At 45.9% G+C, this 13,523-nt stretch carries 16 protein-coding genes; 8 read left to right on the top strand and 8 right to left on the bottom strand.

Going from position 1 to position 13,523, the window contains the following annotated elements; translation table 11 throughout:
• Positions 1–3: 3 nt before the first annotated feature.
• The 4 genes from V1499_RS16750 to abc-f all read left to right on the top strand — a co-directional run bounded on the left by V1499_RS16750 (position 4) and on the right by abc-f (position 5,153).
• Positions 4–1,494, top strand: a complete 1,491-nt coding sequence (locus V1499_RS16750) for an o-succinylbenzoate--CoA ligase (protein WP_409271004.1) — start codon at positions 4–6, stop codon at positions 1,492–1,494.
• On the top strand, positions 1,491–2,597 hold the full coding sequence (gene menC, locus V1499_RS16745) for an o-succinylbenzoate synthase (protein ID WP_409271003.1): 1,107 nt from the start codon (positions 1,491–1,493) through the stop codon (positions 2,595–2,597). The genes V1499_RS16750 and menC overlap by 4 nt, the downstream gene beginning before the upstream one ends.
• A 280-nt stretch (positions 2,598–2,877) precedes the next feature.
• Positions 2,878–2,991 (top strand): RAxF-45 family protein, encoded by a 114-nt coding sequence (locus V1499_RS16740; RefSeq protein ID WP_281272315.1) that lies wholly within the window; start codon positions 2,878–2,880, stop codon positions 2,989–2,991.
• Between the two features lie 266 nt (positions 2,992–3,257).
• Entirely contained in the window at positions 3,258–5,153 is a 1,896-nt protein-coding gene (abc-f, locus tag V1499_RS16735; RefSeq protein WP_409271002.1) for a ribosomal protection-like ABC-F family protein, read from the top strand.
• A gap of 77 nt (positions 5,154–5,230) precedes the next feature.
• Here abc-f and V1499_RS16730 read toward each other — a convergent pair whose 3' ends face one another.
• The 4 genes from V1499_RS16730 to V1499_RS16715 form a co-directional block, all read right to left on the bottom strand.
• Positions 5,231–5,389 carry a DUF1540 domain-containing protein gene (locus V1499_RS16730; RefSeq protein ID WP_409271001.1) on the bottom strand — a complete coding sequence of 53 codons (159 nt, stop codon included), beginning with the start codon at positions 5,387–5,389 and terminating at the stop codon, positions 5,231–5,233.
• A 92-nt stretch (positions 5,390–5,481) separates the two neighbouring features.
• Positions 5,482–6,537, bottom strand: coding sequence for a cytochrome d ubiquinol oxidase subunit II (locus tag V1499_RS16725; protein WP_409271000.1), 1,056 nt, complete (start codon positions 6,535–6,537; stop codon positions 5,482–5,484).
• A gap of 11 nt (positions 6,538–6,548) precedes the next feature.
• Complete coding sequence (locus V1499_RS16720; RefSeq protein WP_409270999.1) at positions 6,549–7,910, bottom strand: cytochrome ubiquinol oxidase subunit I; 1,362 nt, start codon at positions 7,908–7,910, stop codon at positions 6,549–6,551.
• Positions 7,911–8,055: 145 nt separating this feature from the next.
• The gene (locus V1499_RS16715) at positions 8,056–9,027 is read right to left on the bottom strand and encodes a metal ABC transporter solute-binding protein, Zn/Mn family (protein ID WP_409270998.1); all 972 of its coding nucleotides are present in this window, start codon (positions 9,025–9,027) and stop codon (positions 8,056–8,058) included.
• Between the two features lie 219 nt (positions 9,028–9,246).
• Between V1499_RS16715 and V1499_RS16710 the strand changes: the two genes are divergently transcribed.
• Positions 9,247–9,804: a beta-class carbonic anhydrase gene (locus V1499_RS16710; protein ID WP_409270997.1), complete on the top strand. Its 558-nt coding sequence runs from the start codon at positions 9,247–9,249 to the stop codon at positions 9,802–9,804.
• A gap of 23 nt (positions 9,805–9,827) precedes the next feature.
• Here the strand turns inward: V1499_RS16710 and yidD are convergent, their stop codons facing one another.
• Positions 9,828–10,070, bottom strand: coding sequence for a membrane protein insertion efficiency factor YidD (gene yidD / locus V1499_RS16705; RefSeq protein WP_409270996.1), 243 nt, complete (start codon positions 10,068–10,070; stop codon positions 9,828–9,830).
• A gap of 295 nt (positions 10,071–10,365) precedes the next feature.
• On the opposite strand from yidD, the gene V1499_RS16700 reads away from it, so the two are divergent.
• Positions 10,366–10,839, top strand: coding sequence for an S-ribosylhomocysteine lyase (locus V1499_RS16700; protein ID WP_316571046.1), 474 nt, complete (start codon positions 10,366–10,368; stop codon positions 10,837–10,839).
• 77 nt (positions 10,840–10,916) lie between these two features.
• On the opposite strand, the gene ytzI is transcribed toward V1499_RS16700, so the two are convergent.
• Together ytzI and V1499_RS16690 are read right to left on the bottom strand one after the other, a co-directional pair.
• Complete coding sequence (ytzI, locus tag V1499_RS16695; protein WP_409270995.1) at positions 10,917–11,087, bottom strand: YtzI protein; 171 nt, start codon at positions 11,085–11,087, stop codon at positions 10,917–10,919.
• 180 nt (positions 11,088–11,267) lie between these two features.
• Complete coding sequence (locus tag V1499_RS16690) at positions 11,268–11,522, bottom strand: DUF6154 family protein (protein WP_053367469.1); 255 nt, start codon at positions 11,520–11,522, stop codon at positions 11,268–11,270.
• Between the two features lie 152 nt (positions 11,523–11,674).
• On the opposite strand from V1499_RS16690, the gene V1499_RS16685 reads away from it, so the two are divergent.
• Positions 11,675–12,004: a hydrolase gene (locus tag V1499_RS16685; RefSeq protein WP_409270994.1), complete on the top strand. Its 330-nt coding sequence runs from the start codon at positions 11,675–11,677 to the stop codon at positions 12,002–12,004.
• A gap of 4 nt (positions 12,005–12,008) precedes the next feature.
• On the opposite strand, the gene V1499_RS16680 is transcribed toward V1499_RS16685, so the two are convergent.
• The gene (locus tag V1499_RS16680; protein WP_409270993.1) at positions 12,009–12,827 is read right to left on the bottom strand and encodes a DUF6612 family protein; all 819 of its coding nucleotides are present in this window, start codon (positions 12,825–12,827) and stop codon (positions 12,009–12,011) included.
• 168 nt (positions 12,828–12,995) lie between these two features.
• Between V1499_RS16680 and ytkD the strand changes: the two genes are divergently transcribed.
• Positions 12,996–13,475, top strand: coding sequence for an RNA deprotection pyrophosphohydrolase (gene ytkD, locus V1499_RS16675; protein ID WP_409270992.1), 480 nt, complete (start codon positions 12,996–12,998; stop codon positions 13,473–13,475).
• Positions 13,476–13,523 lie beyond the last annotated feature (48 nt).

Raw genomic sequence — 13,523 nt, 5'->3', positions numbered from 1 at the left:
ATCATGGCGCAAACAATGCCGAATTTTTTGCAAAAACGGGCATTCCTAACACCCGACCGGCCAGCTATCAGTTATCTTGATGAGCAGCTTACCTTTAAAGAGCTTTACGAAAGAAGCTATAAGACAGCGGGTGAACTGGCGGCCATCGGGGTGAAGAAGGGCAGTTTTACAGGGGTACTCGTAAAAAACAGCCTGAATTCTGTTGTTTTCCTCTATGCCCTACAGCTCCTGGGAGCCACAGCTGTCATGTTGAACAACCGTTTATCCGGGGCAGAGCTTTCCTATCAGCTGAACGATGCAAAAGCGGATTTCCTCATATATGAAGCATCGTTTAAAGAGCTTGCCTCTGACGCTTGTTCGACTATTCCACAAATAAAAATGTTTCCACTAGAGGAACTGGATCGCATTGAGGGGGCTGAATTTGCAATTGAAGAGGAACTAACCTTGGATGCAATCTGTACAGTCATGTATACCTCGGGAACGACCGGAAATCCGAAAGGCGTATTGCAAACGTATGGAAACCACTTTTGGAGTGCGGCTGGATCGGCCTTGAACCTTGGGCTGTCACTGGACGACACTTGGCTTTGCTCAGTTCCGGTTTTCCATATCAGCGGCTATTCAATTTTAATGAGAAGCGCCATTTATGGAATGCACATCGTTTTACACAGCCATTTCGATGCGAAAAAATCAATTGAAGATATTGTAGATAAAAAAGTTACCATCATGTCGGTAGTCGGGACTACACTGGCAAGAATTGTGGATGAGCTCGGGGAAGGGAGGCTTCCTGAAACCTTTCGCTGCATGCTATTGGGAGGAGGGCCAGCCCCACTTCCGTTACTGGAAGCATGTCGGGAAAAAAGTATTCCGGTCTACCAAACGTACGGAATGACCGAAACCGCTTCGCAATCCGTAACCCTTTCGCCTGAATATAGCCTAGCTAAATTGGGGTCCGCGGGCAAACCGCTATTTCCAGTTTCGTTAAAAATTCAATTGCCGGATGGAAATGAGGCCGAAAACGGTGAAGCGGGAGAAATTCTTTTAAAAGGCCCGAATGTCACGCCAGGCTATCTGAACAAGTCGAATGAAACAGCTGAAAAAATCATCGATGGCTGGCTGCATACAGGAGACATCGGACGCCTCGACGAACAAGGATTCCTTTATGTCCTTGACCGGCGCACCGATCTGATCATCTCCGGAGGGGAAAACATCTACCCCGCGGAAATTGAAAGCGTCCTCCTATCCCATTCAGAAGTCAAGGACGCTGGCGTTGCGGGAGTACCTGACAGCAAATGGGGACAGGCACCGGCCGCGTTTATCGTTCCAAAACGGGAACAAACGCCATCCGTAGAGGAACTTCGCCAGTTTTGCCTTGAACGGCTCGCGAAGTATAAGGTGCCAAGGGATTTCTACTTTGCTTCCGAGCTCCCGCGGAATGCATCAAACAAACTTTTACGCAGGAAACTTCCGGATTTGATTGGAGAGCAGGGACAATGAATCTTACTTCAATAAACGCGAGTATTATTTCCATGCCTTTGAAGAAGCCCTTCCACACTCACCTTGGGACAGTGACGGAAAGAGAAGGCTTGATAGTCGAAGCGGTTGATAAGGATGGCATTAGCGGCTTTGGGGAAGGTGTGGCATTCTCGTCCCCTTGGTATACAGAGGAAACAATAGGCACAAGCTGGCATGTGATGACGGAATTTCTCATTCCTCTTTTAAAAAAGAATCCGGTTTCCCATCCTAAGGATGTATCAACTTTATTTCGAAGCATCCGCCGGAATCATATGGCTAAATCCGCAATTGAGCTGGCACTTTGGGATTTGTATGCGAAACAAAAACAAGTATCTCTTTCAAGGCTAATCGGCGGTATGGCGGACAAGATTCCATCAGGCGTCGTCGTTGCCTCAAAAGATGAAGCTGAGGCGCTTGAGCAAACAGCTATGTATGTGGAGGAAGGCTATCAGCGGATTAAGGTGAAGATTAGCCCTGCCAATGATTATAGGCTCCTATCAAGGATTCGCAACGCGTTTCCAGATTTACCGATTATGGCAGATGCCAATTCTGCCTATACGCTGAACGATGCGGACAGGCTGAAATCGCTGGATGAGCTCAACCTGCTGATGATTGAGCAGCCCCTTGCTCATAATGATTTCCTAGAGCATGCAAAGCTGCAGAAGAAGCTTGCCACCCCCTTATGCCTTGATGAAAGTATCAACTCCTATGAAGATGCAATGCTGGCTGCGGAGCTTGGGAGCTGCAGAATTATATCCATTAAAGCTGGAAGGGTGGGCGGGTTTTGGGAAGCGATCCGAATCCATGATTTCTGCAGGGATAGAGGAATCCCGGTGTGGTGCGGGGGCATGATTGAATTTGGGGTGTCACGGGTGCATAATATCGCACTTGCATCGCTGCCAGGGTTTACAATTCCAGGCGATATTTCATCGTCGTCGCGATTTTGGGAAGAGGATATCATTGCGCCGGAAGTTTCAGTGGAGAACGGCTGGATCACCGTTCCCAAGGGTCCGGGGATAGGTTTTGAAGTAAATCGAAGCCGCCTCGCGCAAACAACAATCAGGAGCGTGGCATTCCGTTTTTGATTCCATGCAATGACGATTCAGAAAATTGCCAACTTAAAAGTTGCGGATTTTTTTATTGCTAATGAAACTAAAAAATAGAACAGAGTGTATAACTCGAAATTAGTTATTGTAATCCAGCTCCAGCGCCTAGCCCCTCGAGGTCTTAAGCCGGTTCCCTCCGGAGGGCAGGCCCGTCCTGCGGGCCCCGTCTTAAGCTTGTCGGGGCTGAACAAGGCGCTTGCGCATTTTGTTTTAGCATCATATAATATAAGGACTTATTACTAAAGGAGGTGGAATTGAGATGGAACGTTCTGTAGGATTGCAAGGCGGATTTTTAGGATTTATTTATATTTGCCGTGCAATTTTTCATGAAATTGCTTTTGACGGGACAGGTGTGCCCTCATTTAGCAATTGAATATGAAACAGAACGGTAAGAGGTCTCAATTCCAGTTCGATATATTCGGCGGCAAAAGAGAGCGGAATGCTCTTTTTTTGGTGTTGAAAAAATCCACGATTTAGCCTGCCAGGCAAACTACCCGCGATTGGTGTAATTCAAACGGTGCGGGAAAGATGTTGGCTGGTAATGGGTTTAACTATCGATAAGCCATGGAGGATGATTCCCTTCATGGCTTTTTTGTATTGCCTCTTGCCGCAACCTTATGTATGAGAGGAAGAGGAAAAATGATTATATGCAGTGCCCAGCAAATTTCGAAAATGTTTGGCGGAAATAGTATTTTTGAAAATCTATCTTTTGAAATAAAGGAAAAGGACAGGATTGGCCTGGTAGGGCGGAATGGATGCGGGAAGACGACGATTTTCAAGCTGCTTGCAAACGAAGAAACAATCGATAATGGACAGATTCATTTTAAAAAAGGGGCAAGGATTGGGTATTTGGCGCAAATTCCGCGCTACCCTTCAGGAACAACTGGACTCGATGTTCTTCAAACCGCTTTTTCTGGTCTAATTAATATAGCTTCCCTGCTCAGGGAGCTTGAATCGAAAATGGCCGTGGCCGTGGATGAAGCGACTCTTGCAAGTGATCTGGCTGAGTATGGCCGCCTGCAGGATGAATTTACCCTCTCCGGCGGTTATGAAATGGACGCGGATATTTCCAAGGTAGCAAAAGGGCTCGGGATAGAAGGGCTTTTAAACGAGCCGTTTATGCAATTGAGCGGCGGCGAACAGACGAAAATTTGCCTTGGACTTGTACTCCTCCTAAAGCCGGATTTACTATTGTTGGATGAACCCACAAACCATCTTGATATCCTGGCCGTTGAGTGGCTTGAGGGCTATCTAGCTGAATATGACGGCACCATTGTCTGCATATCGCATGACCGGTACTTCCTTGATAACGTTGTTTCCAAAGTTTTTGATCTTGAGGACGGGGAGCTGACGATTTATCACACGAATTACTCAGGTTTTGTAAAAGAAAAAGAGGAAAGGCTATTGCAGGAATTCCAGGCGTATCAAGAACAACAAAAGAAAATAAAGAAAATGAAAGAAGCAATTAAACGGCTAAGGGAATGGGCAAACCAGGCAAACCCTCCGAACGAAGGGCTGCATAAAAGGGCCAGGAATATGGAACGGGCCCTCGAAAGGATGGAAAAAGTAAAGCGCCCTATACTTGAGCGTAAGCAAATGGACCTTGAATTCGAGAAAACCGACAGGAGCGGGAAAGACGTTTTTTCCATGGAGGCGGTCTCGAAATCATTTGGAGGCAAGACGTTATTCGACGAGGCGGACTTGCTTGTCCAATACCTTGACCGGACAGCCATAGTTGGGCCGAATGGCACCGGAAAATCGACCATTATCAGGATGTTGTTGAACGAGGTCGAGGCGGATTCGGGTAAGTTGAAGGTAGGGAGCAATGTGAAAATTGGCTACCTGTCACAGCATTATTTGCCCCCAGAGCCGAATCAGAGGCTGATTGATGCTTTCCGGAATGAGGTTCATGTTCCTGAAGGGGAAGCGAGGCATATACTAGCGAAATTTTTATTTTATGGACCGGCTGTATTTCGTCCGGTCGGCCAGCTGAGCGGCGGCGAAAAAATGAGGCTCCGCCTTGCTCAATTAATGCATCAGGATATCAATTTCCTTGTACTGGATGAGCCGACTAATCACCTCGACATCGACTCGAGGGAAGTGCTGGAGGATGCCCTTGAAGACTTCAAAGGCACCATTCTTGCCGTATCTCATGACCGTTACTTTCTAAATAAGCTTTTCAATAAGACATACTGGATTCATGAAAGGAGGCTTTGCTCTTTTGAAGGCGGCTATACATGGGCGAAAATGAAGCTGGAAGAACTTAAAGAACGGGTGGAACCCCAGAAGGAAATCGTGGCACCCAAACCGGCAAAGCCAGCAGAAAATAAGCAGGTGATGAAAAGCAACGCGAAACAAATAGAAGAAATAGAAGCTAGTTTGGAGAAAGCGGAACTAGAGCTGTCAATCCTTGAATCTGAATTGGAAACAGAGACTGAACTTGAGAGGTTGCAGGAACTGTTCATCTTAAAGGAAAAGCTAGAAAAGGACCGCGATTCCATGTATGAACTGCTAGCCGAAATGATAGATGGGTAAAAATGGAATTCCTCACTTAAAGATAAACAGGTAAAAGCCGGCTCCAAAAGGAACCGGCTTTTTGAATGCTAAAAAATCTAATGGCCATGTGGCTGGAAAGTCTTGCAGTCGGTTTCATGGCTAGTATCCGCTGTTTCGCCGGTATTGCTTACAACATAAATCTGATCGGCGCCGCATTTATTGCCATTTTCCCAAAACGTGCAATTGTTTACTTCGCACAAGACATCTTTTGCCATTCGTATCACTCCTTGGAAGTGGGATGGGATACGAGTATAGTTTCTGAAATGCTCTGACAAAACATCCATGGCAAAAAAAGCGGCCATTTCCATTAATCCGAGTTATTTTTTTGATGTTGCTGGCGAAGATATTTTTTGTCATGCATGAACAGGCTCCAAAAATAGGCAAACCCAGGGAAGAGAATGGCAAAGCCGACGATATATGTTGCAAAAACCGCCCTGAATGAATTGGGATCGGTAAATGCGGAATGGATGGTAACATCAGGATAAACAAGATAGGGGAGGTGTGCTCTCCCATAAACATAGCTCGCCACGAGGTACTGCGCCGTTATCGCAATCACCGCAAGGCGGGGCATGCCGACCATCCGCCGGCCATCCCGTTTGGACGGAAGGAAAAGGGCGAGGCCGCCGAGTAGGAAAAGCCCCAAAGACAAATAGAGCAGCGGAAGGTTGTCCATCATCCTGTCATATAGCCAGCCCACTTCCCTTTTTAACGTAATCATGATTGCAAGGGCCATTACCATCGAAACAGGTCCGAGAATAAGGGCGTCCCGCCTGTATATCCGAAAGGCATGGTGTTCGTGCGAAACCTTGGAATAATCCGCAAGCAGCAGCGAAGAAAGAAACAGCGTGGAACTGATTGCGAAACCAAAAAAGGCATATTCATTCGGGCTCGTAAATAGTCTGGCGAGATTCAGCGTCTGCCGCCCGTCAATGGTGTCAATATATTGGCCGTGGGTAATCGGGAGAACGCTTATTAATAGCCCCGGTATTAAAAAACCGCAAATGCCCGAAACATATGTCAGAGGTTTCCTGTATTCCTCTGCAATATTCGAAAAGACAAGGAATGCGCTCCTTAGAGTGAGCAGGATTAGGATTATGCTTCCGGGAATCAGCAAAACGGTCCCCAATGTATAGGCGCCCCTCGGAAAAAGGCTGTAAACAGCTATTACGAGTGCCACAATGAATGTATTCGTAACCTCCCAGGTCGGAGATAGATAACGATTGGCAATAGTCGTGGCGGACGTATTTTTCCTGTTAATATAAACCATCGACCAAAAGCCCGCACCAAAGTCCATGGTGGCCATTACGGCATAAATGAAGACAAAACCCCATAAAATCGCGATTGCGATATAGGCATCAACCAACTTGGCACCTCCTATGTATTCGAACTAAAGAGCTGTCCGTTCCCGCCTGTAGCGCGGTCGAGATCCTTCTGGACAGGATTCTTTTTAAAATAGTGAAGAAGGACAAAAATTGCCGCCGCCGCGAGGATGATATACACAATGATAAAAGAAATGAAAATCGGCCCGAGGTTTGTCTGCGTTGTGACAGATTCAGCGGTTGAAAGCATGCGGTAAATATTCCAGGGCTGCCGGCCTGTACAGGCGAATATCCAGCCGAACTCAATTGCCAGGATGGAAAGCGGCCCTGAAGCGACAAAAAACCACAACTGCCATTTCGGGTAATTCCTCTTTTTTAAAAAAAATCTCCAAAAAAGCCCCAAAGCGGAGGCGAGAATGAGGAAGGTGCCAATAAAGACCATTCCGTTAAAGAGGGTATGGGTGAAAAGAGGCGGCCACTCGCTTTCGGGCCACTCATTCAATCCCTTTACGACCGTATCAAAACGATTCCCTGCCAGAAAGCTTAGCGCCCAAGGAATTTCGATGCCGTACTTTACAGACTCGCTTTCCCGGTCGGTTATCCCGCCAATCGCAAGCGGAGCGTACGATTGTGTCTCAAACAACCCTTCAGCGGCTGCCAGTTTCTCGGGCTGGTATTTGTGGAGCATTTGGGCTGATTCATGCCCGTTTACGGCTGTGAGCAGCGAAAAGATGCCGCCAATCACAAGCGATAAAGTTAACGCCTTTTGGTGGAAACGGTAAATCCTTGTCCCGCGTTCCGTACGAAGCATTTTATAGGCGGCGACCATCGCAACAACGAAAGCGCCGACGACATACGCAGAGACAGCAACGTGCGTTGCGGTGACAAAAAAGCTCGGATTGAAGAAAGCTTCCCATGGGTTTACATTGACAATTTCACCGTTGACAATATCAAAGCCCGCGGGCGTTCCCTGGAAAGCATGGACGTTCGTAATCAGTACCGCGGAAGCCAATCCCCCGAGCGCGACAAGTATGAGGCTGACTATTCTCATCCAAGGTTTGATCCTTTCCGCAGCGTATACATAAATGGACATGAACAAGGCTTCAATGAAAAAGGCATAAATCTCGATTTGAAAAGGAAGCGCCATGACACGGCCAATTACTTCCATAAAGCCCGGCCACAAAAGAGAAAGCTGCATCCCGGCGATTGTTCCGGTCGGGATTCCCACCCCCAACAGGACGGCAAAGGCTTTTGTCCAGCGCTTTGCCATGACCACCCATTCTATATTCTTCGTTTTCTGATACAGCAGCTCCGCGGCGAGAATCATCAGCGGCAGGCCGACACCGATTGTCGCGTGGATAATATGAAAGCCCATTGTCGTTCCGAACAGGGACCTGGCTATTAGTAAATCGCTCATTCCACTCTTCCTTTCAAAAATACATAGCAACAGTGTTGACGAGGCGGCCATGTTTTAGACTGCATTTGTTCGGAATTGAGCGGATTTTTATAAAAAAACATCCGCTTGCCTATGGGGCAACGGATGCTTTCTGGGGGAACAAAGCCTAATTCATCGCTTTATTCAGCGTTTCGATGTTTTTTTCCATTAATGAAAAATACGTTTCTTTGTCTTTGATGTTTTTCTCTGTTCTTGTTGCCAGGTTATGGACCTGTGTGATTTTCGCGCCTGTCTCGGCCTGGACTGCTTTTGCAAGCTTGGAAGATATGTTCTGCTCAACAAGAATGTATTTGATGCCAGCCTTCTTTACAGTTGAGATAATCCTCTCCATATCTTTTTGGGTAGGCTCGCTTGTCGTTGACATGCCCGCGATTGAAACTTGTTTTATCCCATACCTGGATTCCCAGTAGCCAAATGCAGCATGAGAGACAATGATTTCTTTATGTTTCGCGTTAGCAGCGGTGTCCTTGAATTTCTGGTCCAGCTCCTCAAGGTCAGTAACGAGTTCATGATAGTTTTTTTCGAATTCAGCCTTGTTTTCCGGCTGCTCTTCAGACAATGCGTTTTTAATTTCGGCCGCTAATGATTTTGCATAAACAGGGTCAAGCCAGACATGCGGGTCAATTCCTCCATGGGCATGGTCAAGGTCTCCGGCTTCTTCCTCATGGCCTTCATCGCCGTGTTCTTCTTCCGTATCATGGCTGTCTTTAGGCTCGATATTATTAGCGGCAGCCACAATCTTGACTTGCTCGTTTTTCACGCTCTCTTTTGCTTTTTCCACAAAGCCTTCAAGGCCAAGGCCAATATAAATAAACAGGTCGGATTCAGCGAGAGAAATCATATCCTTTTGGGACGGCTCAAAGGAATGTTCATCCGCACCTGGAGGGTAAATGGAATGAACCTCCACATGCTTTCCGCCAATTCTTTCTGTAAAATATTGAAGGGGGTAAACGGTTGTGTATACGGTAAGCGTTTCTTTTTTATCCTTTTGTTCCGGCGTCTGCGCGGCATTGCCGCCGCATGCAGAGAGGAGCATACCGGCAAGTAGGATAACGAACGCTATTGTCTTTTTCTTCATCAATTGTTCCTCCTCTTAAATCGTATTCATTCCGATTTAAATCCCAAAAAAATAATACGTAATGATTCCGATTTGTTGACTGATTTATCATACACAAAATCAAAACGGAACGCAAGCATTAAAAATTGTTTTTTCTTAATAAATTCCGTTATTCTATAAAAAGGAACTTTTTGCGGCAAGCAAGCCGCTGTAAATCTAAAGTAAAAAGGCGTGAATATAATGGAAATGCTAAATGAAATTTTGGAATACAATAAAACCTTCGTAGACAAAAGGGAATATGAAAAATACCAGACGACTAAATTCCCAAATAAGAAGATGGTTATTTTAACATGCATGGACACGAGGCTTTTGGAACTTTTGCCAAAAGCGATGAATCTCAGCAATGGCGATGTAAAATTAATTAAAAATGCCGGTGCTTTAATTGCCCATCCTTTTGGAAGTATTATGCGAAGCATCCTTGTCGCGGTTTATCAGCTTCAAGCCGAGGAAGTGATGGTGATTGGCCATCATGATTGCGGTATGAGCGGGATGAAACCGGAACCGGTCATTGAGTCCATGAAGGAAAGGGGCGTGGCACAAGAGACGCTCGATCAACTCAATTATTCCGGCATCAACATCAACCAGTGGCTGCACGGCTTTGATAATGTAACCGATAGCGTAAAACACAGTGTGGATATGATCAAAAACCATCCGCTTATGCCGAATGATGTCCCGGTACACGGCCTTGTCATCAACCCGGAAACAGGAAAGCTGGACCTCGTGGTTAACGGCTATTGATTGGCGGGTCCTGAAATGGAGTTTTAGGGCGTTTTTTTCCTTCCCGGCCATTCTTCCGGCACAGGGTCGATTCCTCCATGGTGGAGTGGGTGGCATTTGGCAATCCTTTTTGCCGCAAGCCATCCGCCCTTGAGCGCTCCGAAACGGCGGACCGCTTCCAGCCCGTATGTGGAGCAGGTCGGATAAAACCTGCACGTTGGCGGTTTTAAAGGAGAAATAGCTATTTGGTAAAAACGGATTATCCCAATGAAAAGCTTCTGCAGCATAATGATTGATTTCTCCTTTTGGTGCTTTTTTCTGTCTAGCTCCAACGCCCAGCGCCTAGTGTACTTCAGTCCCCTCGCTACGATAAGTCAACATCGATTCGCTTTTGCTCATCGTGTTTCCTTTATCTCCATCGGGGCCCTCCAGTCCATTCGGCGCTAAACGGGCGCTTGCGCTTTTCTCATCACTGTACCATAAATGAGGAAATGCGTCTAAAACGTGAATTTCGTTAAAGTAGATGAAATTAGTCGGAATTTATGGTAGGATATAGGAAGAATGTTTAAAGGAGTGAAGTAAATGCCTTCAGTTGAGAGCTTTGAACTTGACCATAACGCCGTTAAAGCCCCTTATGTCCGCCACTGCGGCGTCCATAAAGTCGGCAGCGACGGAGTTGTGAATAAATATGATATCCGTTTTTGCCAGCCGAATAAACAGGCGATGAAGCCTGACTCCATTCATACACTTGAACATCTGCTCGCGTTCAACATCCGTAAACATGCCGATAAATATGATCATTTTGATATTATTGACATTTCCCCGATGGGCTGCCAGACAGGCTACTATCTTGTCGTTAGCGGTGAACCGACGGTGGAGGAGATTATCGACCTGCTTGATGATACGATGAAGGATGCGGTCGAAATTACCGAAATACCGGCTGCGAATGAGAAGCAATGCGGCCAGGCGAAACTCCATGACCTTGAAGGAGCGAAGAAGCTGATGCGCTTCTGGCTTGGACAGAGCAAAGAAGAATTGAAGCAAGTATTTGCATGATTTTAAAAGAGTTTGAGGAACTTCCCAACAAAATCTTAAATAAAAAAGGCTTCCCGGCATAGGTTCCGGGAAGCCTTTTAGCTGTTGGCAACGTTCCTGGTGTGGTTATTTGCATCCTTCTTTTCTTTCGACAGGGAATCCGTCGTATCAATTGAGTGTTTAAATGCATAGGCTTTATTTGTCACAATGACAGTCAGCCAAATAACGGCAATACAAATGATGATGCTGAAAATCATGACAATGATCATTTCCGTCCCCCGTTCCCATTATAGCCTGCAGGCTGTTTCTTTCGCTTACATTGTAGCATAGGGGCAGTGGAAAGGCCAAAGGGATTGCCAGAAAGTTGCTATACTAGCCTTTTATTATGCGAAAAAAAGAGCCCACTTCTTTGTGTGAAGGCTCCCCTTTTCCCAACCCCTATGTATTTTTTAATGTATATTTCTAGGATAGAAGGTTACGGGGCGCTGCCCGTAATCATCCTTGGCAAATTTCCCTTTAAGGCTTTCAATGAGATAAATCCCCATAAGGTCATACAGCTCCTGCTTGTCCATATCCTGAATCAGTGCCAGCAGGTCTTCATGCGTCATTTCCTCCAGAAAGGCGAATGCAAGCATATCTATATCTTCCTCATCCCCGGTAAGCTTGTTGCGGTATAATTCATATAGCTCATCAACCAATTTCACAACATTCACCTCCAGACAAGAAGAAAGTTTTTCCCTATTATTTTAATACCCTTTGTTAAAAAAAGTATTCCTGTTCTATCTTCTCACCGTTGAATAATTGCAGCTAGTTTGAGGGAAACAAATCATACTACGGTTGAAGGAGGTCCCATAAATTGGACAAGGACAAGAAAATATATTATATCGCTGTTGAGAGCGGTGAAATATCCAGGGGTGAAACGAGTTCAACCTGGAGCTTTAAAATAAAGGCAACGGATGAAGAAATTACTGAACTGCGCTCCCTATTCAATGACAATTATGCGAATGAATGGAAGAACTTTATCAGGGCGCACATTCCGTTCATTGAGTATCACCATGACAAGGAAAACAACGCTATAGATGAAAAGCTGAAACAAATCTATCAGGCCATCCATGATTTGGGGGATGAGCAGGCAAAGAAACATATAGAGGAAATGGGGATACTGTCCGAAAATCCATTGGCTTGAATTTTCATTCTCCAGCAAGCTGACGGATTGATTCCGGGATCGTAATGTCCCTTATTTTATTAAAGTTGGAATAGTTTCCTTTCATCTCCTGTTCCATTGTAACAGAACTGCCGGCGATGAAAAGCTCTATTTCGGCCTTTGCACTAAAACGGGAGGGGAAAAAGGTTTTTCTGTTAACAACAAGTTCATAATTGAAATCTTTAATGTCCAGGTTTTCTAGCAACGATGTATTTCGCTGAAATTCCGCGGGCATGCTTGCCGTTATGAATTTTTTCAGATCCTCCCTATGTTTGTCCCCCGCCGCCTTTAAAGTGACGACATATTCCTCGCTGTTTTCCACCATTGAGAGGATGGCGTGCAATCCTTCCGCCTTATGAAGTTCTTCCGCGGGATTCATTTGCTTGGATGCTGCTATGGCCCGGGCTGCCTGCTCCGGTGAAACCTTTATCCATCCGGCTTCGCTCCCATCATTCAGGAACATACCTTCCTTCGTATAATAAGCTTCCGACATTTGGGAAAGGCCGGAAATGGAATTCTCGGTGTGAGAGGTCTGGTGAAACGCTGCAGGAGCTGTCAGCATATCCGTGTGGATTTCAGAGAAAAGCTTTCCCTTTGTTCCGGTTCCATTTTCCTCAAGATACTGGGTGATTGCAAGATCGACGGAAAGGCTTTTCAGGCCTTCAAATGCTGCGTCGGCTTTGGTAATAACCTGTTCCACGCTATAAGAATCGGACTTTGCTTTTTCCTGCCCATCATTGTCCCTGCTGCAGGCGGCCAGCAAAAAGAGAAGGGTAATGCTGCCAATGACAAGTATTTTTCGCAAAAAATGATACTCCTCCTTCCAATCCTTTCCCTTCCTTTCATTTAGCCTTATCTTCGTCGCTAAAACCATAATTCGAAAATTTTCGCCATTCATTTGAAAGTAAGGTGAAGGAGGGCTACTATTAAAATGTAATTATCATGGGAGCATCCCATTTTAGAGAGGTAGTGTATGAAGGAATTTTTTGATATAAACGGGAACAAAGTCGTACTATCTTTTTGCCGTGATGCCTTTCAGGAAAAGCAGGGCCATGTGTTGGCCATTTGCGTACATAAGGGGAAGTGGCTGTTGACGAAACACGGACAGCGCGGCCTTGAATTTCCCGGGGGCAAGGTAGAAAAAGGCGAAACGCTGGAGGAGGCGGCCCGCCGCGAAGTTCTTGAGGAAACGGGTGCGGTACTTGACGAACTGCATTGGATTGCCGAATACCGGGTAACCAGTCCCGGCGGTTCTTTTGTTAAAGCTGTTTTCTTTGGGGTAGTAGGCGATGTGAAAGTCCTGGAAACGTATTTTGAAACCTCCGGGCCCCAAATGGTCGGCGGCAATCTTGAGGAACTCCGGTTTGGGGAAGAATACAGTTTTATTATGAAGGACAATGTCGTGGGTGATTGCCTAAAAAGGGTAAAGGAATTAAAGCTTGGGAATGAATAGGAAGGCTGGCGTGATTGGCCAGCCGGTACATTTTTGGTAATGTTCATG

The organism is Neobacillus oceani (assembly GCF_046237595.1).
Taxonomy (GTDB): domain Bacteria; phylum Bacillota; class Bacilli; order Bacillales; family Cytobacillaceae; genus Bacillus_D; species Bacillus_D oceani.
This window is presented reverse-complemented; position numbering and strand designations above follow the sequence as displayed.

Coding starts and splice junctions, on each gene's coding strand:
- V1499_RS16750 (WP_409271004.1), top strand. CDS start 4: ATGGCGCAAACAATGCCGAATTTTTTGCAAAAACGGGCATTCCTAACA.
- menC (WP_409271003.1), top strand. CDS start 1,491: ATGAATCTTACTTCAATAAACGCGAGTATTATTTCCATGCCTTTGAAG.
- V1499_RS16740 (WP_281272315.1), top strand. CDS start 2,878: ATGGAACGTTCTGTAGGATTGCAAGGCGGATTTTTAGGATTTATTTAT.
- abc-f (WP_409271002.1), top strand. CDS start 3,258: ATGATTATATGCAGTGCCCAGCAAATTTCGAAAATGTTTGGCGGAAAT.
- V1499_RS16730 (WP_409271001.1), bottom strand. CDS start 5,389: ATGGCAAAAGATGTCTTGTGCGAAGTAAACAATTGCACGTTTTGGGAA.
- V1499_RS16720 (WP_409270999.1), bottom strand. CDS start 7,910: ATGAGCGATTTACTAATAGCCAGGTCCCTGTTCGGAACGACAATGGGC.
- V1499_RS16715 (WP_409270998.1), bottom strand. CDS start 9,027: ATGAAGAAAAAGACAATAGCGTTCGTTATCCTACTTGCCGGTATGCTC.
- V1499_RS16710 (WP_409270997.1), top strand. CDS start 9,247: ATGGAAATGCTAAATGAAATTTTGGAATACAATAAAACCTTCGTAGAC.
- yidD (WP_409270996.1), bottom strand. CDS start 10,070: ATGCTGCAGAAGCTTTTCATTGGGATAATCCGTTTTTACCAAATAGCT.
- V1499_RS16700 (WP_316571046.1), top strand. CDS start 10,366: ATGCCTTCAGTTGAGAGCTTTGAACTTGACCATAACGCCGTTAAAGCC.
- ytzI (WP_409270995.1), bottom strand. CDS start 11,087: ATGATCATTGTCATGATTTTCAGCATCATCATTTGTATTGCCGTTATT.
- ytkD (WP_409270992.1), top strand. CDS start 12,996: ATGAAGGAATTTTTTGATATAAACGGGAACAAAGTCGTACTATCTTTT.